17 protein-coding genes are annotated in these 22,000 nt (G+C 35.0%); 6 read left to right on the top strand and 11 right to left on the bottom strand.

Translation table 11 applies throughout. The annotated features are described in order from the left end of the window. Positions 1 to 66 precede the first annotated feature (66 nt). Both G466_RS0112290 and surE read right to left on the bottom strand, forming a co-directional pair. The gene (locus G466_RS0112290) at positions 67 to 1,884 is read right to left on the bottom strand and encodes an FAD/NAD(P)-binding protein (protein WP_026813939.1); all 1,818 of its coding nucleotides are present in this window, start codon (positions 1,882 to 1,884) and stop codon (positions 67 to 69) included. Between the two features lie 987 nt (positions 1,885 to 2,871). Continuing rightward, complete coding sequence (surE, locus tag G466_RS0112280; protein WP_026813938.1) at positions 2,872 to 3,600, bottom strand: 5'/3'-nucleotidase SurE; 729 nt, start codon at positions 3,598 to 3,600, stop codon at positions 2,872 to 2,874. A 210-nt stretch (positions 3,601 to 3,810) separates the two neighbouring features. Between surE and G466_RS0112275 the strand changes: the two genes are divergently transcribed. After that, on the top strand, positions 3,811 to 4,719 hold the full coding sequence (locus G466_RS0112275; protein ID WP_026813937.1) for a diacylglycerol/lipid kinase family protein: 909 nt from the start codon (positions 3,811 to 3,813) through the stop codon (positions 4,717 to 4,719). Positions 4,720 to 5,088: 369 nt separating this feature from the next. On the opposite strand, the gene G466_RS21950 is transcribed toward G466_RS0112275, so the two are convergent. Together G466_RS21950 and G466_RS0112265 are read right to left on the bottom strand one after the other, a co-directional pair. Beyond that, positions 5,089 to 5,970 carry a GIY-YIG nuclease family protein gene (locus tag G466_RS21950; protein ID WP_051315642.1) on the bottom strand — a complete coding sequence of 294 codons (882 nt, stop codon included), beginning with the start codon at positions 5,968 to 5,970 and terminating at the stop codon, positions 5,089 to 5,091. Positions 5,971 to 6,224: 254 nt separating this feature from the next. Continuing rightward, positions 6,225 to 6,536: a DUF2383 domain-containing protein gene (locus G466_RS0112265; protein WP_026813936.1), complete on the bottom strand. Its 312-nt coding sequence runs from the start codon at positions 6,534 to 6,536 to the stop codon at positions 6,225 to 6,227. Positions 6,537 to 7,197: 661 nt separating this feature from the next. Here G466_RS0112265 and G466_RS0112260 point away from each other — a divergent pair. After that, positions 7,198 to 9,540: a glycosyltransferase gene (locus G466_RS0112260; RefSeq protein WP_084418832.1), complete on the top strand. Its 2,343-nt coding sequence runs from the start codon at positions 7,198 to 7,200 to the stop codon at positions 9,538 to 9,540. Next, a complete protein-coding gene (locus G466_RS0112255) occupies positions 9,540 to 10,550 on the top strand; it encodes a glycosyltransferase family 4 protein (RefSeq protein ID WP_026813934.1) in 1,011 nt (336 codons plus the stop codon). The genes G466_RS0112260 and G466_RS0112255 overlap by 1 nt, the downstream gene beginning before the upstream one ends. Before the next feature lie 3 nt (positions 10,551 to 10,553). Here the strand turns inward: G466_RS0112255 and G466_RS0112250 are convergent, their stop codons facing one another. The 4 genes from G466_RS0112250 to G466_RS0112235 all read right to left on the bottom strand — a co-directional run bounded on the left by G466_RS0112250 (position 10,554) and on the right by G466_RS0112235 (position 13,731). Beyond that, complete coding sequence (locus G466_RS0112250) at positions 10,554 to 12,011, bottom strand: glycoside hydrolase family 130 protein (protein WP_026813933.1); 1,458 nt, start codon at positions 12,009 to 12,011, stop codon at positions 10,554 to 10,556. Between the two features lie 206 nt (positions 12,012 to 12,217). Continuing rightward, on the bottom strand, positions 12,218 to 12,457 hold the full coding sequence (locus tag G466_RS0112245) for a DUF7218 family protein (protein ID WP_026813932.1): 240 nt from the start codon (positions 12,455 to 12,457) through the stop codon (positions 12,218 to 12,220). A gap of 215 nt (positions 12,458 to 12,672) precedes the next feature. Further along, positions 12,673 to 13,200, bottom strand: coding sequence for a hypothetical protein (locus G466_RS21945; protein ID WP_034235504.1), 528 nt, complete (start codon positions 13,198 to 13,200; stop codon positions 12,673 to 12,675). Between the two features lie 78 nt (positions 13,201 to 13,278). Then, entirely contained in the window at positions 13,279 to 13,731 is a 453-nt protein-coding gene (locus G466_RS0112235) for a hypothetical protein (protein ID WP_026813931.1), read from the bottom strand. A 970-nt stretch (positions 13,732 to 14,701) separates the two neighbouring features. Here G466_RS0112235 and G466_RS0112230 point away from each other — a divergent pair. Together G466_RS0112230 and G466_RS21940 are read left to right on the top strand one after the other, a co-directional pair. Next, the gene (locus tag G466_RS0112230; protein WP_026813930.1) at positions 14,702 to 16,501 is read left to right on the top strand and encodes an alpha amylase C-terminal domain-containing protein; all 1,800 of its coding nucleotides are present in this window, start codon (positions 14,702 to 14,704) and stop codon (positions 16,499 to 16,501) included. Between the two features lie 24 nt (positions 16,502 to 16,525). Then, a complete protein-coding gene (locus G466_RS21940) occupies positions 16,526 to 16,999 on the top strand; it encodes a response regulator (protein WP_051315641.1) in 474 nt (157 codons plus the stop codon). 9 nt (positions 17,000 to 17,008) lie between these two features. On the opposite strand, the gene ligD is transcribed toward G466_RS21940, so the two are convergent. After that, on the bottom strand, positions 17,009 to 19,429 hold the full coding sequence (gene ligD, locus G466_RS0112220) for a DNA ligase D (RefSeq protein ID WP_026813929.1): 2,421 nt from the start codon (positions 19,427 to 19,429) through the stop codon (positions 17,009 to 17,011). Positions 19,430 to 19,432: 3 nt separating this feature from the next. After that, a complete protein-coding gene (gene ku / locus G466_RS0112215) occupies positions 19,433 to 20,206 on the bottom strand; it encodes a non-homologous end joining protein Ku (RefSeq protein ID WP_026813928.1) in 774 nt (257 codons plus the stop codon). Between the two features lie 626 nt (positions 20,207 to 20,832). Here ku and G466_RS0112210 point away from each other — a divergent pair. Continuing rightward, positions 20,833 to 21,570: a DUF3891 family protein gene (locus G466_RS0112210; protein WP_026813927.1), complete on the top strand. Its 738-nt coding sequence runs from the start codon at positions 20,833 to 20,835 to the stop codon at positions 21,568 to 21,570. Between the two features lie 105 nt (positions 21,571 to 21,675). Here G466_RS0112210 and G466_RS21935 read toward each other — a convergent pair. Continuing rightward, the coding region (locus tag G466_RS21935; protein ID WP_034235502.1) for a transposase at positions 21,676 to 22,000 on the bottom strand (325 nt) is incomplete at its 5' end.

The following is a 22,000-nucleotide window of genomic DNA, read 5'->3' as shown; positions in this document are numbered from 1 at the left end:
AGTTAAATTGGAAGGAGGTCAACCTTATTAAGCAGAATATAACATAATCAACTTGTAATTTCAAAATTATAATGCCTCTTTTTTTTCGTAAATTTTAGTGATTTCTTCAATAGAATCTTTGGTTGCTGGCATTACTAGGTCAAAATCCCTTTTAAGATGCTCTACCAAAATCAGACTCGTTGCATTACAAGCTTGAAGCCCGTAGGAATAAGGTCGACAACCCGCCGTATGGATAAAAGATACATCATATATTTTTGATTCAGACTTGCCTTTTGAATTGATGACACGGTATCCTGCATCTATCGCAATTCCCCCTGTATAGAGATAGACATCGTCTTCAATAAAAACGATATTTTCTTCATCCTCAGATAGCTTGTTTTGAGAAGTAGTGGGTGCTGCTTGATATTTTGCTTTGGCTTCACTTACAATGTTATTTTTTATTAAGGAAGGAAAAGGGTAATCTTTAAATTTAATTTTACCCTGACCCGAACTATTGATGAACATGGAATAGGACATGGGTTCTATTTTGTCATTCTCTCCAATTACATTAATATATGTTTTACCTTTTTTTGATGACTCTTTTAGCACTTCCACTTTGCCCTTAACCAATTCAATGCAGCCCGCGTCATAGAGCGCTAAAAGTATATTCGCAGATTGTAGTGGTAAGGCCGCAATGACATTCATAAGAAAAGGCATCATCTTTTGGTTGAAAAACAAATGATCTTCTGCAGAGATAAGCTCAGCATGAAAATTAAGACAATACATTAAATCGTCAAGCGTTTCCATCCAATGTGTAGGCCTATTTTGGTCTAAGTATGCTTTTGCTTGCATTAACTCATTACGCATGCCTTCAAAAGAGTTTACGTAATCATGGGTTTGCTCCATGTGATCGATAAACTCCAAAAATCCTGTACTACCCTCTGACAGTAGTTTGACACAATTGTTATTACTGTCTTTTTTAAATGCTTCGATAAGTGCAGGACGGCATATTTGGTCAAAGTAAACATCTAATGGCATAAAACCGGAATTGTTAATCAATGATAACAATTCATCACGGTCCGTATGTCTATATATTTCGCGAATCGGTCTTTCCTGTTCATATTGAAGGTGCGGCAACCAGCCCTCTGCAGAATGCATAACTATTTTAAATTCACCTGCATCGGAGTTCAGTTTAAATTCTAAACCGTTTCTATTTTTATGAAATGTGCCATGACGGTGCGCCAAAGATGTTACAACGTCAAACGCACTTAATGATGCTCCCAAAATGCCAATCTTAAAATTATAGTATGTGTTTTCTTTAGGCAAAAGTTTATGAATGGGCCATGGAGAAGCATAATATCCCTGGTCTGGCGCGTCTTCTTCCGGCCAAATATGCCCCGTCGCTACTATAACCTTCGTAAAACCCTTGTAAATGTGTGAACTTGAAGTCAACAGGTGCAAGGTGTTATCTGAATCTGGAACGATATCAATAATTTCTATTCCATAATATTCATCAATTATAAAACCATGCTCTTTTAGCTTTTTGATTATTTCATTATACTGACTTTTAAAATATCTGCCGAGGGAGAGTCGGCTATAAACTTTGGATTCGCTGATAGGAAATTCAGTAACGTTTAAACTACTAAGTAATTTTTTCGTTTGTCTCCTTAACCAATCAGCAAAACTTTCTTGTAACAACGGAATCTCTTCAGATGAAATATTGGATACATTATAAATGTCTGTCATCTCTGGATTATAGGGCATCCCCATTCCACCTACATTTGCCTTGTCAAAAACTGCAATGGATTTCAAAGTTCCTTTAAAACTTTGGGCGTTGTCGAGAAGATTTTTGAGGGTATAAACTGCAGTGGGACCCGACCCTATAAGCGCAATTTTATTTTCCATAAAGATTAAATTAATTAGAATGATGTTAACATTTACGAGTTTTCATCAACTGTTCATTTACATGATTGCGATGTTAAACAAGTACTATAACTATACTCTAATTTAGTTAGAAGTTTTGTTCGAATTACGTTGCGCAAAAGATTTAACAACACTAAATTTTATTGGGAGTAGGAGTATGTTTGTTATTCATTTATACATTGTACTGTTATTGTTGTAGTACACGTCATACAGGTAGTGGCTGGAAGGGAATGGGCTATTGGCATAGGTCCTGGTGCTGGAGAAGTAGGCGGGAAATTTGTAGTAAAAGAAACGTATGAAAATGTGGCAAATAAACAACTTAGTAAGATAACAGGTTATTTATCGATAATACATAATGGTCAAGTTTAGTTTATAAATACAGGGAACTTAATAGGAGTTGATCATATTTGATCAGAAGGTATAAAAAGCTCGTGGCTTCGTCGATAACTATAATCTAGTCAAGAATATGTTTACAAATAATAAGCATTCTTAGAACCAGATAAATATATGCGAAAGAAAAAGTGAAGGGTAGAGGGAATTTTTGCATAATGAACTCAATCGGGAGCTTGTGATTAGATACGATACTATAACTTTCAATTTTTGGGAGTAAATTCAAAAAAATTGTATTATTTATTACCCAAGATGTTTTACAGTAAAGAATTCAGCGATCACTGTATTTAGTGCGAGCTGGAATGTACTATCAATTTTTAAGTGTTACTATAATATTTTAAATTTTGGATTTCCAGCTTTTAGACGTGTATTGTGCTCATAATACATCATAAATATGAACATAGGGCTTTCAAGAGGTTATAATCCCTCAATTTTGTTCCCTTTTTTTTATTATTTCATCAAGGATTAAAGGCTTTATACCTCATGATCAATGGCCTGTAAATTAGGTAGTATTTATTTTTAAAGCACTTATTTCCTTAAATGGTTTTTAAGGTGCGTTCGTAAATGCAGCATAATATTTTAATTCTTAGAACGTATATTCAAATAATTTTTATCAGTTAAATCAAGAATCATTGGGGTAATACTAGTTTTACCTTGATTAACGGCCCATCGATCGGATCCGTCGTCTATAGGTTCTATAGGTATAACTGTAAACCAATAATGTTCTCTTCCCATTGGATCCTGGTTCGCCATTATCTTTCCATCATATTTTCTTACCGATTGGCTTGTCCATTCAATTTCTCCCACAGGATTCCTTGGGAAATTAATATTTAATAATTTTAGATCCCTTTCATTAATAACTTCATTTAAAGCATCTTGAACAAAAGAACTTAAATTATCAAAATCGGGTTCTCCTTCGCCTACCGAAACACTTAAAGCAATCCCGCGCACCCCGAAGAGTACTGCCTGTCTTGCTGCAGAAAGTGTACCAGAATGCCATGCTGAATTACCTAAATTAGATCCAATATTAATTCCAGATAATACTAAATCGATATCTTCAAATAGATGGATTCCCAAGGCTACGCAATCCGCCGGGGTACCTGAAACTCTAAATGCTTCAATATCCTTAAAATGAATCGGTGATTTTTTATAGGTAATCGGCTTACCTGATGTTATAGCCTGACCCATTGACGACTGTTCTATATCTGGTGCCATTACGATTACCTCTCCGTATTTAGCTGCTTCTTGTGCGAGACAAGAAAGACCTGGACTGTAAATGCCGTCGTCATTTGTTACCAAAATTTTCATGTTTCTCAGTTTAATTATTGTGATAATTTTCTCATATAAGGGTGGTTATACAAAAATATATAGATTTTAAAGTTACCATGGAATTACTACATAATAAAATGATCGCATTCACAGAAATTGTTAATGCAATAACTAAACTGATTATATTTCAGGGCATTTATATTTTCCTTTGTAATATCTTCATTAGAAAAACAATTAAAGTATACTATTATGAAAACTGCCCAGCTTGTTCACAATCCTTCCGCCGGAAAAGGCGCCCATGGTAAAAAGAAATTAATGGAAATTGTCAAGGAAGCCGGATATTCAGCAGATTATATATCCACAAAGAATCCTGAGGACTGGAAAAATTTTAATCCATATAAGGCAGACGCCATATTTTTAGCAGGAGGCGATGGAACGGTTCATAAACTGGCAGAAAGATTATTGAAAACTATAAAAGATAAATCTATTCCTATCCACCTTTTGCCTTTGGGAACTGCCAATAACGTAGCAAGGACCTTAAAAATCCCTACGGTTTTAGAGGGGCATACGTTAGATGCAAAAAGAAGTTTAATCAATTTTGATTACGGTCGAGTTAAAGGATCAGCGCATGATGGCTTCTTTCTGGAAAGTGTTGGTTTCGGAATCTTTCCGCAGTTAATCCATGAAATGAAAAAATATAATAATAAGGAATTAGCTCCTAATGAGGAGCTAAAGAAGGCAGTACAGGTATTGTTAAAAATTGTAGATGAGTTTGAGTCGCAAAAAACGACAATAAATACGAACGGAATAACAATTAAAGGTAAATTCCTATTAGTAGAATTAATGAATACCCAATACATGGGTCCAAATATTAAACTTGCTCCATATGCAAACCCTAGTGACGGGAATTTTGAATTGGTACTCATACCTCATCAAAATAAGGAGGAACTTAAAAATTACCTCAAGGAAATAATTAATGGTAAATCGGATAATTTAAGTTTGAGCAAATTTGTTAAAACCATAAGGGTAAAAGATGTTAAACTTAAATGGGGAGGTAGTAAAATGCATGTAGACGATAATTTAATAAACGATTATTCGGGAGACAAAGTTAAAATTGAAATTCTCCCAAGTGCTTTAAGTTTTTATGGGAATATTTAATAATCCAATTCATAAGTTGCAGTAAAATGCATTTCATATAACCTTATTTTATTATCTATGTTGTTTTAAATAATAGGGGCCCCACAGATTACTTTTTTCAAATTTTTAAGCCAATTGACATTCTGTAAATCCTGTAATTGATTGAGACTTGGTTGTATCTGGGTTTAAATTTTAAATTAGCTATTGGGCTAAACTATAGTTTATTATTACTTTGATTAAAAGCTTTTCGCGTAGGACGAAAAATAGGAATAGCAATATGGTACTCCTGATATTGTGGAACATTGACTTTACAATGTTTTTTTGATCAGAATGGAACTAGATAATATAATTTTTCCGTTTCTATACGTATTTAAAAATTTAGTGGCTCAACTATGATTTATTGTTTTCAGGTGTTAAATAGTGAACCCGTTTCGTATTGTTCTTGGTGTACTTTGTGATAATTGATGAGGTATGGTAACTATTCTTTCTTGGTTGGATTAAATCCAGTATTTCATCGATATGGGAAATTTGTTGTGAATTATCTATATATCCAAAACCTCGATACACCCCTTCCAAGATTAAAACAACACATTGTTCGTACGAAGATCTTCCCCTCTCTAAAATAATATAACTGCTTGCGTTCTGGTGTAAAGAATCAATAGCCTTATACACCCTTTCATTATAATTGTAAATTTCCTCATCGCCACTGCAAATACCAGTACAACTAGGAAATTTTATATTGGAACATTTTCCTTTTCCTCGTTGAAGACCACTAAACTTTGGACATAGAGTATGTTGTTCACATAATGATTCTAACTTTGATTTTGCAGCTCCTTTGGTGTAGAAAACTTCAGTTGGTTCGTTAAGGATAGGTTTTATTTCTATATCTAGTTGTAAGATCCCCGCCTTATTATAATGATTTACAATATGAAACGCAGTTCGATGGTGCTTTTGTATCGTATTATATTTTGGCAATAATTTTTTTATTAGGTCGGCCTCTAACAATAAGGCGACAAGTTCATTACCAGTAAGTTCAAAATCGATAGAATACGTGTCATGGCAAAGAAGAGTTTCTTTTTCCGACTTACATCTAAAGTGACTCAATACTCTTTTTTTTATATTTTTTGCTTTTCCTACATATACAGTATGACCCGCTTTATCTTGAAACTTATAGATTCCAGGTCTGGATGGGAGTCTGTCAAAATGGTTCCAGTCTATATGATTATGTACGGAAGCATTTTTCGCATAATCATTAAAGATATTTTGTCGCATGAATAATTATAAGAAAACACAAAAATAAAAATAATTTGGATTATATCCTTATATCGGGAAATAATCCAGCATTTGAATAGTCTGTATAATAAGTATTCTTATTAAGATTCCTCCTGAAACTCAATATGGTCTAATGTTTTCAAAACATGCAGGTCGTGTTCAATTTTTGTGCGATGCGACTTTAGAATATCTTCAGTTTTCGGTGGAATATTAGTTTCCTGAAGTATTTCATTATATGCAGTTAATACTTTTTCTTACCAACGTATTACTTCTTTAATTACCATTTTGTCCTTGTCCTTCGAATAAGTTGTCATTATATCCGTCCCTATTCGAGGTAAATAGCTATTTGAAGATTTCACATCATCGTACTTAAAATTTAATAACTTAATTTCCATTTGCAATTCACTTCTACATACGCTTTGTTCTATGATCTTCTGTTCTAACCATGCAATAAGCGATTTTGCTGTTGCCCAAACAGCAGCATTCTTAAAAACATTTTCCCCATCTGAGTTTATTTTTAAAAGATGTGAAAGTTTTTCTCCTATTATATCATCATTAGTCAACATAAAGCAAGGTGTTTTTAAGAGGATCAAATTATTAAGTATAAATTTAAAAAGGTCTCTAATAAAGGAACAGTTGACTTTGAAATCGGAAATAGTAAGTAAAGCATTTCAATTTATAAAGGTGGATAAAATAAACAAAGGGAACAAAAACACAGTAATAGGTTTCTAGTTCCCTTTGCCATCATATTTTCCTTTCTCAGAATTAACTGATTAGTTCAACGAGTATAATCTCAGCCACTTATTACAACAGCACCTCGAAATATGATAGTATAAATATAGTAATAAAAAGCTGATTTATAAAATTTTGGGGTAAATATTATGCGAACGAGTTAGTTATAATTTTGTTTGAGCTCACTGATGGAGTTTTATACCACGTATATACTATGAAGGATAATTGCTGAGAATTGAAATAGGATGTAGAAGAGAAAATACAGCATCAATTTTATATCTATTATACCGATTTAAAAAGAGTAAATCCCGCATTCTCACTTTACAAATTCATAAATCCAATTGTGCTATAAATAATATCGATTGTATTAATTGGCTATGTGGTTAACCGATATTTTTAGATAATATATAAGAGTCTGATTTGAAGGACGGTAAATGTAGGTTCAATTGACTGCGATTTAATTATTTTGATTGGCATTTTTTAAAAAATAAGACTATGGAAAAAAGTGTAGCTATTAATATAAAGTACGATAATCTGATTAGATCTAGAAAATATCCAGTTCAGACGCATATCGATTTTAGGAGTACCAAGACGGTAACCCCAGTGAAGGAGGAGAAAGAGTTGACTGAGATCGTCTGTTTAACCTCTTACCCCCCTCGGGAGTGTGGAATAGCAACTTATTCCAAGGATCTACTTAATGCACTTACGGATAAGTTTATAGATACGTTTAAATTAATAATTTATCCTTTGGAATCTCGCTCATCAAATCATCAATACACTGAAGAAGTGGAATCCATTTTAAATACAGATTTAACCCTGGATTTTTTAAAAGTTGCTCAGCAAATAAATAATAACACTAGGATAGGTTTGGTGGTAATTCAGCATGAGTTTGGCCTCTTTAGTAATAATGAAAAATCATTTTATGATTTTTTAGAATCTTTGAACAAACCTATCGTAATAACGTATCATACGGTACTACCTAATCCAACAACAGAATTAAGGGAAAAAGTATTAAAAATCTCCAGTCTTTCATCGCAAATCATCGTAATGACACAGTCCGCTTCAAAGACCTTGGAGGATCATTATAATATTCCAAAGGGTAAGATTAATGTAATTTCCCATGGCACGCATCTAACTGCATATGGGAATAAAGAAACCTTAAAGGAAAAACATAATCTAGAAGGGAAAACAGTGTTATCTACCTTTGGACTACTTGGTCCCGGTAAGAGCATTGAAACTACTTTGCATGCCCTACCTCAAATTATCAAGCGCTTTCCCGAGGCAGTCTTTTTAATTCTTGGTAGAACCCACCCTAATTTAGTGAAGGAAAGTGGAGAAACATATCGGAATTTTTTAAAAGATAGAGTAGCTGCCCTGGGCATAGGTAATCATGTTCGTTTCGTTGATCAGTTTATACCTATCGCAGACCTATTGGAGTATTTAAAACTTACAGACATTTACCTATTTACCTCTAAGGACCCTTATCAAGCTGTCAGCGGAACCTTTGCCTATGCTCTAAGTAGTGGGTGTCCAATTATTTCAACACCTATTCCTCATGCGGTTGAGGTTTTGAAAAATGGTGCGGGATCCCTGTTTGATTTTGAGAATTCCGATCAGCTACAGGCAGCGGTAATAGATTTATTAAACAATGATGCTAAGAGATCTCAAATGAGTTTAAATGGATTGCATACTTCTTTAATTTCAGCTTGGGAAAACGCTGCCATAGCGCATGCACAGGTATTTACCAAAGCTTTACAAATGCCGGTGAAGTTGAAGTTTAGAAAGCCTCCCATTGACTTAAAACACATTAAAAATATGACCACCAATATTGGGATTATTCAATTCTCTAGAATAAACCAACCAGATATTGAAAGTGGTTATACCCTAGATGACAATGCACGCGCATTAATTGCAATATGTAAACATTACGAGCTGACGGGCGATTCATCCGATCTGAAATATATTAAAACCTATTTTAACTTTGTATTCTGTTGCTTTCGCCACGATTGTAGATTTTTAAACTATGTTGACAAAGAGTATCAATTTACTGATCAGAATGAAACTGTTAATTTAGAAGATGCATGCGGGAGGGCTATTTGGGCTTTAGGATATGTAATTTATATTTCCTGGCGTTTACCTGAGGAATTTAAATATATACGTGATAAAGCGATATTTGTTTTTAAACATGCCGTAGAGGCATTGGAGACAGCACATTCACCTAGAGCCATTGCTTTTATCATTAAAGGACTTTATTTCTACAACAAATTTGAAGAAAGAGAATGTATTAATGAAAAGGTTATAAATTATGCAAATCGACTGGTTGAGATCTATAAACATGAATCTGAAGAAGATTGGCATTGGTATGAAAGTTACCTTACATATGGAAATAGTGTTCTTCCCCATTCCTTGTTAATGGCTTATTCGATGACCCTAAAACCCGAATACCGAAAAATTGCAAAAAAATCATTCAATTTCTTATTATCCAAAATTTTTGTAGATGATACTATTTCGGTGATATCAAATCAAAATTGGCATAGAAAGGGAGAGCCTTTATGTAAGGAATTTAAAGGAGGGGAACAACCTATAGACGTTGCCTATACAATTCTAGCCCTACGGTATTTCCATAAGCTATTTCCAGAGAATGGTTATCATGAGCTAATGGAAAATGCCTTTAACTGGTTTATGGGTAAAAATCCTCTTGGATTAATTATTTATAACCCTTCCACAGGAGGGTGTCATGACGGACTCGAAAAAACTAATGTGAATTTAAATCAAGGCGCAGAATCAACTATAAGTTATTTATTAGCGAGAATGGCATTCGAAAATTTAGAGGAATAATGAGAATTGCAGTTTTGTCTCCAATTGCATGGCGTACCCCTCCAAGACAATATGGGCCATGGGAGCTAATAGCATCTACTATTGCTGAGGGATTAGTTGAGGAAGGGCATGATGTAACTCTCTTTGCAACGGCCGATTCAATGACCAAAGGAAAATTGGATGCAGTTTGCCCTAATCCCTATGCAGAAAATAGTAACCTTGATGCAAAGGTTTGGGAATGCCTACACATTAGTAATTTAATGGAAAAGTCGGAATGTTTTGATATTATACACAATCATTATGACTTTCTTCCATTAACCTATTCCAAACTAATAAATACTCCCATGGTTACTACGATTCATGGTTTTTCTTCTGAAAAGATTGTTCCTGTATATGCAAAGTATAATGGATCGTCTACCTATATTTCTATTTCTAATTCGGATCGTCATTCCCAATTGGATTACGCCCGAACTATCTATCACGGAATAGATGAAACCACATTTAAGTTCAATGAATATAAGGAGGATTATCTTTTATTTTACGGTCGTATACTTCCTAATAAGGGAACGTTGGAAGCTATTCAAATTGCACAATCTGCCGGACTTCCGATTATTATTGCTGGACTAATACAGGATCATAATTACTTTGAAAGTCATATTTCCTCAGAAATTGACGGTGAAAATGTTATTTATTTAGGAAACGTCGATCAGAGTGTAGGAAATGACTTATTAGGAAAGGCCAAAGCACTGCTTCATCCCATTTTTTTTGATGAGCCATTTGGGTTGAGTGTGGCTGAAGCTATGATGTGTGGTACACCAGTAATTGCTTTTTCTCGAGGCAGTATGCCCGAACTTATAGAAGATGGTTTAACCGGTTATTTGGTAAATTCAGTTTCAGAAGCGGTGCAGGCAGTTAGAAAACTGAAGGAAATTGATATTTATTACTGTCGTGCCTATGCCATGGAGAAATTTAGTATAAAGCGCATGATAAAAGAATATATTGAGGTGTATAAGGCCCTAACCATTAATTAATTATCATTTCTTAAGAGCGTGAAGTAGCTCATCCATATCTACAGTCGCATAAGAGGAAGCATAATCCGAGACAGCATATGGCAGTACAAGGCTTCCATTATTTATTAAAGAACCACAAGAATATACGACATTTGGGACGTAACCCTCTCGCTCATCCTCTAGAGGAGAGAGCAAAGGTTGTGAAAGTCTTCCAATTTCTTTGGTTGGATCGTCTAAATCGAATAATGAGGCTCCAATGCAATACCTTCGCATTGGGCCAACGCCATGGGTAATGATGAGCCATCCCTCCGGTGTCCAAAGTGGGACGCCGCAGTTACCAATTTGTGTAAATTCCCATGGATATTTAGGCTCTTGAATTTTGATAGGATTATTCCATAATGTGTTTCTATCTGAGAACATGATATAATTGTTCACACCGTCAACTCTAGCTAGAACAGCGTACTTTCCATTTATTTTCTGTGGAAATAGCGCAAAGTTCTTGTTTTGAGCTGCGTTTCCGTGCAGTGGCATAATTCGAAAAGTATTAAAATCTTTCGTAGATAGTAATTTTGGTAAGATGGTATGACCATCATAAGCAGTATAAGTAGCATACACTATAATTGAGCCATCATCATCCGTGAACCTTACAAACCTCGCATCTTCTATACCCTTGCTCTCTGACGGTGAAATTGGAAAAATCACTCTTTCTGAAAGGTCAGAATCCAAACTAAATTCCACATCGTAGTAAGAGTCCACCAACCAAGTCATCTCCTCTAAAGCTAATCGCTTATCCGTACTAATACCATTTTCTAAAATTATGTTTACTGCAGCTTTTAAGTCGTGGTAATCAAATGGATCAGTTAAGGCATTCATGATATCCGAGGAGTGTTTTTGAGAAATTTTCATTTCATGAAGCTTCTGTACAAATCGCCCTTTATCATAGGATTTCTTTTGAATTATTTTCGCCATATCGATATGGTTCCTGACTTTATTTGGATGAAAATCATTATTGGAATCCAATATACCGCGTCTAAATACAATCGATGATAAGTGTCCTTCTCCAGTGGCACGAAACGATATAATTACTCTTTTCTCTCCTTTTGCTAGAAAGGATTGATCAAAATCTTCAATAATTGACGGATTGAACATTGCTGCCGATTCTATAGAATATTCCATAGTTGCATAGGAACCGATAAGTAGCTTTTCTTCCTTAGAAAACTTACTAACCTCAATTTCCATTTGATCTAAAAGTGCTCGATGATTCTCGAAATGACGAAGAAAAATCTGAGATATGTTACGATGCCTCCCTGCAAATTCACGTAACGTATGGTCTAATTCTCGAGTGACCGATAATTCATCTAGGGAGAGAACTCTTTGAATAAGTTCGCTTGTACGCTTCTCTCCATTATTGAAAAAACGAGCGACTACGCGACTACTATCTGGTAAAAATTTAACATCTTTTCGATTTACGGATACGTACATTTAATTATTGTTGGTGAGAAAAAAAATACTTTATACTCTAAGTTAAGAAAATCCCAACTTATTTGTTACTAAATAATAGGGAACCTTTACACGCTATTTAACGTTAATTTCCACGCAATATTATTTGTGATAATGAGATGAATATGCAAAATTTGAGTAAGCATTAGGAAATCTCTAATCTTTCAGTAAAAAATAATGCAAATGGTTCAATTATTTCGTAGAGCATGTATTAGCTCTTTCTTAGACATTTTAGAACGGCCTTCAATTCCAACATTTCTGGCCTGTTGGTAAATTTCTTGCTTGGTCCATTCTTCATACCTTTTTGCTTCCCCTCCTTTTTTACCAGCATCTGGCGTATTTGCAATACGAGCGGATTTTTCCTTGCTATAGCCTTTAACTAATAAGGCTTGATATTGCTTCTCATTTTTTATTTTCGGATTCGGCATAGCTGTACTATTTATAACATTAAGGTCGTGGATAATTAAGATTTATATTAATTCAATAATGATAATTTTTAGTCCAAAAAAAAATATTAATACCAAACAGTCAATTTTTAAACCTAGACATAGTTGTAAAATGTTTTAGCGAGCACTATAAAGAAAAACGCCATAGACTATTATTGTTTATGGCGTTAATTTATTATAAAGGGTACTTAATACTATTATACAACATCGCGATTATATATAACGCCTTCTTGTCCACTAAAATACGTGCGGTCTTCTGGATTTTTGGGGTCCACAGAAATAATTATATCTCCTTTTTTAAGATATTCTACATATTCCGCAGATTTTGAATCTGAAAGTCCAGCCTTGGTAAGCGCCCCAACAAGGGCTCCCCCAGCACCGCCAATTCCAGCTCCAGCAAAGGCAGCGGCGAGTGGACCTGCTACTACGAGCCCAATACCTGGAAGAACTAAACTGGTCCCAATGGCGGCTATTGCACCTACCACGGCACCTGCTACCCCCCCAATGGCACTACCAGCACCAGCACCTTTCAGTGCTTCACTTCCCGTGTCTTCTTTTTGAGAATCGTAGTATTCTTCTTTGGTTTCTTTGGACATTAGTATAGTAATGTCTTCCTTTTCATAACCTCGTTCAATTAGATGGTCGTAATAGGAATGGGCTGCATCCGTACTATGAAAAACCCTATCTATTCTTGTGTCCGTAAATCTAGATTCATTTGTATTCATTTCTGTATTATTTAAAGGTTAATAAAATTAATATTGTCCAATCATTAGGATAAAGACAACTTTGTTTATGGTTGAGAATTAGTCGTTATCATTTTTACGCTTCTCTAGCATAGTTTTATATTTTTTATATTGTTCTGGCGTAAGGACAGATTTTAAACTACTGTCCTTATTGACTAGAATAGCCTGATTATCTGCAGAACCATTGTTTTTATGTGCGGATAATTTTTCACGGTATGCCTTTGAGTACGCCTCATAGTCACTTATTTGCTTTTCCGTCATATCTAAATCCCCATACATTTTGGAAATATCCATATTGCGGTTGTAATCTTGTCCCCAATTATCTTCCGTTGAAGATGGTACTAGTTCAGGATTGTTCCTCATCGTTTTCTCGTGCGCAGCATTACGAGCCTCTATTCGTGACTCCGAATCTGAATCTGTTCGTGAATTGTTTGTAGACTTTTTATTCTCCTCATTACAAGCTAACAGGCCTAATAGAAGAATACACATCATAAAAATGCTATACTTATTCATAATTTCTATTTTTTAATACTAATTAATATTTAACTGGAATTTAAATGTGAAATTACATTAAGGAAAGTGCATAAATTATCCTTATCAATTTAAAAATTGATGTCAAAACTTCTTCTCATTTAGGAATATGAAATAATTTAGCTAATATTTTTATATTCTGACAATTATTGAATACTCAGCAATAAGGCATGTTTGACTGCTGTACGAAAGAGGACTCCTATTTAATTCATTTAAACTGCTTTATTAAGTTATGAACGCTACCGTTTTATCCTGCCCCCTTGAGGGAAACAATAGTAACCGGTATAAGATGGTTTCCATAATAAGAATTTACTCCAAACCTTTCATTTAAGATATATCGGGCAATTGTCACTGGACTATTAATTGGTATAGAATGTGAATTATAAAGGAAAGATGCTGGGATTAAGACCAATATGTTAATTTCTTATGGAGAGTGTGCTTTTGTAATTTTGCCCTACCGTATTAAGGAGGGGAATTTATAGACCTTCCTGGAGTTCTGAGTCAGGTTGTCACTGGAATTGGTTTTTAGTTGCTAGAGTGATTTTTAAAAAGGAGATACCGTACAGGACCTTACTACAGGTGCTACCGTGTGGGTAGTGCATTCGCTGGATGTTTGTGCGCTTTGGTTATAATTACAGATTTTTTATTATTCACAGGGGTAGTGGTCCTTGTAAATCTGTTTTTGAGCCATTGAATTTTAGTGTAAGTTATCTTTTAAGGATTATAGGGAGTCATTCAAATAATATAGTGGGATACCCTGATCGGAAGAAACATTAAATTATAATTATTGGTCTTCACGGCAATCCTAATAGAGCTCCAATTACATATCTCTAATCAGGATCCATTCTCCTATTTAACTGAAAACAATTAAATTATCATTCCAGTTATAAATCATTTTTTTACCATTAATCAATTTATCAATTATCTAGTAATTTCATATAAAATTACAGGTATGGATGATATAGGTAGTAATACAATAGCTTCAAACGCTAAAGGTTCATACTATAAACCTAATGACTATACCTTCCGTCTATGGGCTCCCCATGCTGATAGTGTATCCATTATTGGGGATTTCAATAATTGGGAGGAGGATTTAGATTTTATGAAGTCAGAAAATAATGGCCATTGGTCCTTAACGCTAAATCATGCTAAGCAAGGGGATCACTATAAATTTGTTATTCAGAGTGATACTAGTAAGCTATATAGGGAAGATCCATATGCCATTGAATTTAACGAACAAAACGAGACTTCCGTTATCACTACAACCGATTTTGATTGGACCGATTATGACTTTAAAATTGTAGAGAGAAAAAAAATGGTTATTTACCAATTGGATGTTGGGTATTTTTTTTCCGAGTTGAACTATAATAAAGCAGAACCTCAACATATATTGGAGCCAATAAGTTACCTCAATGCCTTAGGAATTAACACCATTGAAATAGCCTTGCCCCCACCATTAGTAAATCCTAAGAAATGGAGTTATCACCCATCACGACCAATGTCATTATCTAAAGAGATGGGTGGTTATAAGGCCTTTGCCAACCTAGTAAATTTAGCTCACCGGCAGGGTATTGCGGTGATCATGTCCCTAGACATCAGTCATTTTGATTCTACTTCTCTTTTATGGCATTTTGATGCTGAAGACGAAGAGAATGAGGGGGGGATTTACTTTTATGGAGACTATCGATCCAATTCTCCCTGGGGACCTAGGCGGCCAAATTATAGTTGTAATGAGGTTAGAAAATACTTGCAGGACACGGCTCTTCTTTGGATAGAAACTTATCATTGCGATGGAATATGTTTTGTAAATACGGACTATGTGCGTCATACTAATGGTATTTCTAATTCGGGAGCGTTTTTAGAGGATGGAAAGCTTTTGTTAAATAGTATAGTGGGAGAAATTAAAACTAAATATCCCTCTAAAATACTTATAGCTGAAGAAAAGCGATATGACCCACTTTTAACTACCCCTCTTACTGAAGGCGGATTTGGTTTTGATATTCAGCGAAATTCCGAGTCAGTGAATTCTATCAGTCAAGTGTTAACAGCTAATAAGGATGATGATCGACAAATGGGCTCCTTAATGGATGCTATGAAATTACAGGAAGGTGGTCGTACAACCACCCGAATTTTTCACACTGTATCACAACGCTCTATTTCTGAACACGGGAGACGATTAGCAGACATAATTACGTCTAATCAAGTAGAAAATAATCTATTGAAGAAGCGAATTACATTAGCGGGATTATTAACGCTAACTGCACCTGGAATACCAATGTTATTTCAAGGACAGGAAAACTTGGCCAAACATTATTTTATTCGGGAACAATTAAACTGGAACAATTTAACCCAATGTCAGGGTATTATAAAGCTATTTTCAGATTTGATCAAATTCAGAAAATCGGGTTATTTAGATTTTATTGGTCTACAGGGTAGCCTTATAGATTTCATATATCTCAGTGAAACTGAAAAAGTTATAGCATATCAACGTGCACACTCCAAGCATCCGAAGAATAAGTTGTGTGTAATTATCAATTTCTCAAAAAGACACTATGAAAATTTCAAGCTAAAACTGCCAGCCAAGGGGCTTTGGAAATTAATATTCAATAGCGGTTCTAACTCATATGATGATATGTATGATAACTTACCGGTAAGTAATTTTAATGCAGAAAAGGCCGTGGGTGAAGGGGAATACGAAGGGACGTTTTGCTTGCCCGCTTATGTTGGTCTCATATATATAAATAGGGAATAATACAGTTGAATTAAATAAAATCAGATGGCTAATAAGGGAAAATTGATGGATGATTATAATGTGGACAAACAGCAGTACTTATTGTTTTTAGTAGATGATGATGTTGAGGATCGTGATTTTTTTTCTATGGCAATGAATGAAATTGAGCATGATGTTCAATTGACTCTATTTTCAAGTTCGGAGGAGCTCTTGGAATATTTAAGTTCGGGTAAACCCCTTCCAAATGCCATTTTTTTGGATTTATATATGCCTAAAATTGATGGAGAAGCATGTTTGTCTATTCTTCGGGGAAATCCATCTAATGATGATATTTGCATAACCATATACTCCAATTATGTAGATATGGAAAAAACAGCACAGTTATTTCAAAAAGGTGCTAATAGATTCTTGAAAAAACCGTCTACTTATTCAGGCTTAAAAAAAGTGTTAAGTCGTGTTATAGCATCACTAAAAAATAATCCATCAGGAGGTCATACCGTTTTTAATTATTCAGAATAACCACTATTGTTAAATACTTTCCAGTTTTAAAATCGCATGCTCCATATTAATAGAGGTGGATAACAATGGCTCAAAAAAATCGCCAACTTTTTGGATTCGTGCCGGTATATTCTTAAGGGTGAAATTAGCTGGATTGATGTTATCAGATAATTCTTCCCAGTCTAAAGGGGCTGAAACTTGTGCGCTCTTTACAGGTCGCACAGAATATACAGAGGCGATTGTCTGACCTCTTCTATTTTGCAAATAATCAAGATATATCTTCCCATCTCTATTTTTTATCAACCTTTCCATAGTGGCAATCTCCGGTATATTCATTTGAACTAAATAACATAGTAATTTAATAAAATTACGGACCTCTTCGTATAGGTACTTAGCACCCATAGGAAGGAAGATATGTAGCCCCTTAGAACCAGAAGTTTTGCAGTATCCGGTAATATCAGCTGCATCCAGAATTTTTTTAAACTCTAAGGCCACTTTTATTACTAGGGAAAAGGGTATTCCTTCTGGAGGGTCCAAATCTATAACACCGTAGTCTGGATAATCCAACTTCCCCACCTTAGAATTCCATGGATTAATTTCTATACATCCCAAATTTGCCATATAAATTAAGGATGCTGTGTTCTGACATAATAAATAATCAATGTCCCGCTTAGAAGATTTCGAAAACAAACGTATTGTTTCTACCCATTCGGGAGCATATTCATTATCCTTTTGATAGAAATCGTCACCGTCTATTCCGTTGGGATGGCGGTGTAGACTTTGAGGGCGGTCTTTTAGATGGGGTATAATAATGTCGGAAACGGATAGATAATAATCAATAAGATCATATTTAGTAATGCCTGATTCTGGCCAGTAAATTTTATCTAAATTAGTAATGGATACGGAATGACCATCTATATGAAGATCCTCGCCAGAGTATTGTGAGGAGGAAACCTTTTGCTTTTCAATACTTTCATTTATAGGAGCATTAGCAGGTTTTAATTCTGGTTTTAAAGATTTAAAAATTGGATGACGGAGCAAACCATTTTTAGTTTTTTCGGTATAGGTAACTTCACAGCTAAGAGTGGGTACCAGCCAGTTTGGAGTTCTTCCCGTTAACGTAGGCTTTGTTTTAAATGGACTTTGATCCGTTTTGTAGGCTGAAAATTTCGCCAAAAGATCTTTACGTAAGGTCTCAGTAAATCCTGAACCACAATTACCTATATATATAAGAATCCCATTTTTTTCCTCCCCCAAAATTAATGATCCAAAAGTCGCGCCTTCGGAATCCGTATAGCCGCAAATCAAGGCTTCCATATCATCTATGGCCTTAATTTTCAACCATTTTTCGGTGCGTACACCTGGAGAGTAATAGGAATTTTTATGCTTCGCCATTACGCCTTCCATACCTAATTGCACTGCTTTATTATATAATGCAGCCCCCATTCCTTCAATATGGTCGCAGTACTTAGTTAGTCGTAAACTCTCTACCACCTCAGGAATTAGACTTTTGCGATCCATTAGTGAGAGACTGGTCATACTATGCCCGTTTAAATATAGCATATCAAAAACATAGAATCTTAATTCTCCTTTGCTATCGGGATAATTTTGAAGCTCACCAAAATTAGAGATACCCTCCTTATTAAGGACTACCACTTCGCCATCTAGTATTACCTCATTTTCTACTTGTTGTAGTTCCTTAACCAATTCCATGAATTTCAGGTTTAAACTGAGACCGTTTCTGGATTGCAATAAGACACCTTTATTTGAAATGTGGGCAAGTACACGATATCCATCCCATTTCAGTTCATAGATCCAATTTGGGTCATTAAAAACTTCTTTAATGGAATTGGCCAACATAGGTTGAATAATTTCTCCGGGAAGAATTTCTTTATTAAGTTTTTGATTAGCCTGATAATCTAATGGAACCAACGCCTCGGCATCGTAAGGTATATTTACAGAAAATGAATCCTTCTTTTTAATTAACAACCAACTCTCCTTATCATTTCTTCCCGCAGTTCTAACTAACGCAAACCGGCCTTTCAATTTTTTGCCAAATAAGATGATTTTTAGGTTGCCTTCTTTTAATTGGGCGTGCACTGACAGGTCGGACTCGTTACTGTCCATTTCATACGTACCTGAATCCCATATCATCATTTCTCCGGCCCCATAGTTGCCTTTTGGTATGGTTCCAGTAAAATCGAGATATTCTAGTGGATGATCTTCGGTTCGTATGGCTAGTCTTTTATCGCTGGGGTTCATAGATGGTCCCTTCGGGACTGCCCAACTTTTGAGTACACCATTCATTTCCAAGCGAAGGTCATAATGTAATTTACGTGCCTGGTGCCGCTGAATCACATATTGATGGTCATTGGATTTTACCCCTTCGTTGCCCTTAGGTTCTGGTGTTTTGGAAAAATTCCTCTTGTTATTGTATTCGCTTAAATCCACTTTTTATGATGCCTTCTTGTTTCTTTTTTCTAAGCTGGCTTTTAATTGAGCCATCAAATCCTTAGCAGGAGTTGCTTTGGATTCAAATTTTTCTTTTTTGGTGACTTTACCAGAAGCCTTAGATTCTATAATCTTCAGCAATTGTTGGTTGTAAACATCTTTAAACCTGGCAAAATCGAACTTTTCCGTATACTGATCAATCAAAGAAATAGCCATATCTAATTCCTTTTTAGCTACTTTTGATTTGGGAAGTTCCAATTCTGATGTGTCTCTAATTTCGTCTTCAAAACGAATTACATGCAGAACCAATGCCTCTTTATAAACCCCAATAAGGGATAAATTCTCCTTTTGGCGCATCACAAAAGTGGCCACTCCTAGTTTTTTTGTTTTCTTTAGTGCATCCCGTAAAAGTGTATACGATTTTTCTCCACCTTTTTGAGGTTTTATAAAATACGGTTTTTTAAACAACACATCGGCTACTTCACTATCAGTAATAAACTGTTCAATATCTATAGTTTTGTTCTTTTTAATATTTGCATTCTCAAAATCCTCTTTTTCAAGAATAATATATTTATCATCCTTTTTATATCCCTTTACGATATCTTTCCATTCTACTTCTTCTCCTGTCTTTTCATTAACCCGTTTATAGCGAATTCGTTCTCCATCATGACTATCCAACATATCTAAATCCAATGTTCCTTCATCAGAACCTGAGAATAGTTTTATGGGTATAGATACTAGTCCAAAGCTTATAGAGCCATTCCATATTGATTTCATACACCTATATTTTAAAGTATTGGTCTCCATATACATCCTTGAGGAGATTTGACAGACTTTCTATGATTTGCAATTTTATTTCTTGTTATTTTTTGCAATGTAATTTTACTTATTGCAACTATTTCCCGTTTATAATTTCATTCTCATATATAAATCAGACTAGTACATACTATCTTTATTTATGACATATTGCTCAGTATTCCATATGGTCATTCCAGTTACTTAAAATTACATATTACTCATTTAGGTAAACGACTGTAAAGAGTTTCGTTTTATCCCAATAGATTATCTGAGGTAAGGAATAGGTAGTTTATGCGTTTCTAAGTTTCTTTTGTATCTGGTACAAGAGTGATCTAATAGGTATGCTTTCACAATACATTGATAACACAAACTTGCTAGATTAAACTTGAAGGGTGAAAAGGGATTACGTTAAAATAAACACAGTCAATAATGTTAGCGAATGAATTACTGAACCATTGGTTTTCTCAGTATTTTGTGAATGGCTTTCTTAAAAATTAAATTAATTTTCAGGTACAGGCTAGTATAACTCAATTAAGTTTAATTAGGCCATTGGTAAGTTTGCTGGTTTTTTGTTTTAACAGCTTTGATCTTAAAAAGGATATAAAATGATTGTGAGACAACACAACAAGGGGTGGGAGATTATTTCTCAATATGCACACGGACTTCTTGCGGGAAAGATCGCGGCTCCCTTTCAAAATTTGATAGAGGATAATATTTGGATAGACCTTTTGACCTCAATAATAGAACATGACGATAACTTGCCCAATTTCAATAAGGAAGATCATATTACCACGGCCGGGGCACCAATGGATTTTACCTTACAAGAGAAGGATCTCGAAAATTCATATTTACATGCGACAAGGGTTTATAATAGTTCTATTCAAAAATCACAGTTCATTGCTTTGATGGTTGGCCGTCACCTAGAATTTCTATTTAAGGATAAAACAAAAGGTCATAAACAGTTTTCAGAATTCTTTGAACATGTTAGATCAGAGCGGAAAACCCAATTAAATTTATATGACCTGAATGCAGAATCGTTGGAAAAATATTATGACATTATGCGTTTTTGTGATAGGTGTTCCTTAATAATATGTCAAGGACTCATTCCTAGCAACGGCAGAAAAATTGAAATCAACAAAACCATAGATAATAAGGAGTACTTTATAATGAAAACCGGTGAAAACAAATTGAGGGTAACTCCTTGGCCCTTTGCCGTAAAAAACTTTGAGCTACAATATGAATCCCGGATCGTGGAACAACTTAAGTTTAAAAATGACGAGGAGTTGGAAAGCCAATTGCAGCAGTCCGGTATTGTGATAAATACCGTAGAAATTAAAAAATAGTAAAGAGCAATTATTGCTCAAAAAAAAGTCGCCCAGTAGGCGACTTAATCAAGACACTATCCCGTAAACTGTGTAAGTTTAAAATAACAGGGGTTTGACTTTTATCTAAAGTCTGACCCTTTTTTCATATATCGTCAGGAACTGATTTAGGATGATTCCCCAGTTCCTTACTGGCATGGACCATTTTTTGGTCGCTTCCCTCACTGCCAAATATACGGATTTCATCACCGCATCGTCCGTAGGGAAGGAAAGTTTGTTCTTGGTATACTTTCTTATCTTCCCGTTCAGGTTCTCGATAAGGTTCGTAGTATAGATTATTTTCCTGATCTCTATGGGGAACTCAAAGAATACCGTGAGCTCTTCCCAGTTGTCCCTCCAGCTCTTTATGGCATAGGAGTACTTGTCGTTCCATTTCTGGGCAAAATCCTCC

Origin of the sequence: Arenibacter certesii DSM 19833 (assembly GCF_000429545.1) — a bacterium.
In the GTDB taxonomy this organism is placed as follows: Bacteria; Bacteroidota; Bacteroidia; order Flavobacteriales; family Flavobacteriaceae; genus Arenibacter; species Arenibacter certesii.
Note: the sequence above shows the minus strand (reverse complement) of the source record. Positions and strands in the feature narration are given on the sequence as shown.

Coding starts and splice junctions, on each gene's coding strand:
- G466_RS0112230 (WP_026813930.1), top strand. CDS start 14,702: ATGGATGATATAGGTAGTAATACAATAGCTTCAAACGCTAAAGGTTCA.
- G466_RS21945 (WP_034235504.1), bottom strand. CDS start 13,200: ATGAATACAAATGAATCTAGATTTACGGACACAAGAATAGATAGGGTT.
- surE (WP_026813938.1), bottom strand. CDS start 3,600: ATGAAAATTTTGGTAACAAATGACGACGGCATTTACAGTCCAGGTCTT.
- G466_RS0112260 (WP_084418832.1), top strand. CDS start 7,198: ATGGAAAAAAGTGTAGCTATTAATATAAAGTACGATAATCTGATTAGA.
- G466_RS21950 (WP_051315642.1), bottom strand. CDS start 5,970: ATGCGACAAAATATCTTTAATGATTATGCGAAAAATGCTTCCGTACAT.
- G466_RS0112210 (WP_026813927.1), top strand. CDS start 20,833: ATGATTGTGAGACAACACAACAAGGGGTGGGAGATTATTTCTCAATAT.
- G466_RS0112245 (WP_026813932.1), bottom strand. CDS start 12,457: ATGCCGAATCCGAAAATAAAAAATGAGAAGCAATATCAAGCCTTATTA.
- G466_RS0112275 (WP_026813937.1), top strand. CDS start 3,811: ATGAAAACTGCCCAGCTTGTTCACAATCCTTCCGCCGGAAAAGGCGCC.
- G466_RS0112265 (WP_026813936.1), bottom strand. CDS start 6,536: ATGTTGACTAATGATGATATAATAGGAGAAAAACTTTCACATCTTTTA.
- G466_RS0112255 (WP_026813934.1), top strand. CDS start 9,540: ATGAGAATTGCAGTTTTGTCTCCAATTGCATGGCGTACCCCTCCAAGA.
- G466_RS0112290 (WP_026813939.1), bottom strand. CDS start 1,884: ATGGAAAATAAAATTGCGCTTATAGGGTCGGGTCCCACTGCAGTTTAT.
- G466_RS21940 (WP_051315641.1), top strand. CDS start 16,526: ATGGCTAATAAGGGAAAATTGATGGATGATTATAATGTGGACAAACAG.
- ku (WP_026813928.1), bottom strand. CDS start 20,206: ATGAAATCAATATGGAATGGCTCTATAAGCTTTGGACTAGTATCTATA.
- G466_RS0112250 (WP_026813933.1), bottom strand. CDS start 12,011: ATGTACGTATCCGTAAATCGAAAAGATGTTAAATTTTTACCAGATAGT.
- G466_RS0112235 (WP_026813931.1), bottom strand. CDS start 13,731: ATGAATAAGTATAGCATTTTTATGATGTGTATTCTTCTATTAGGCCTG.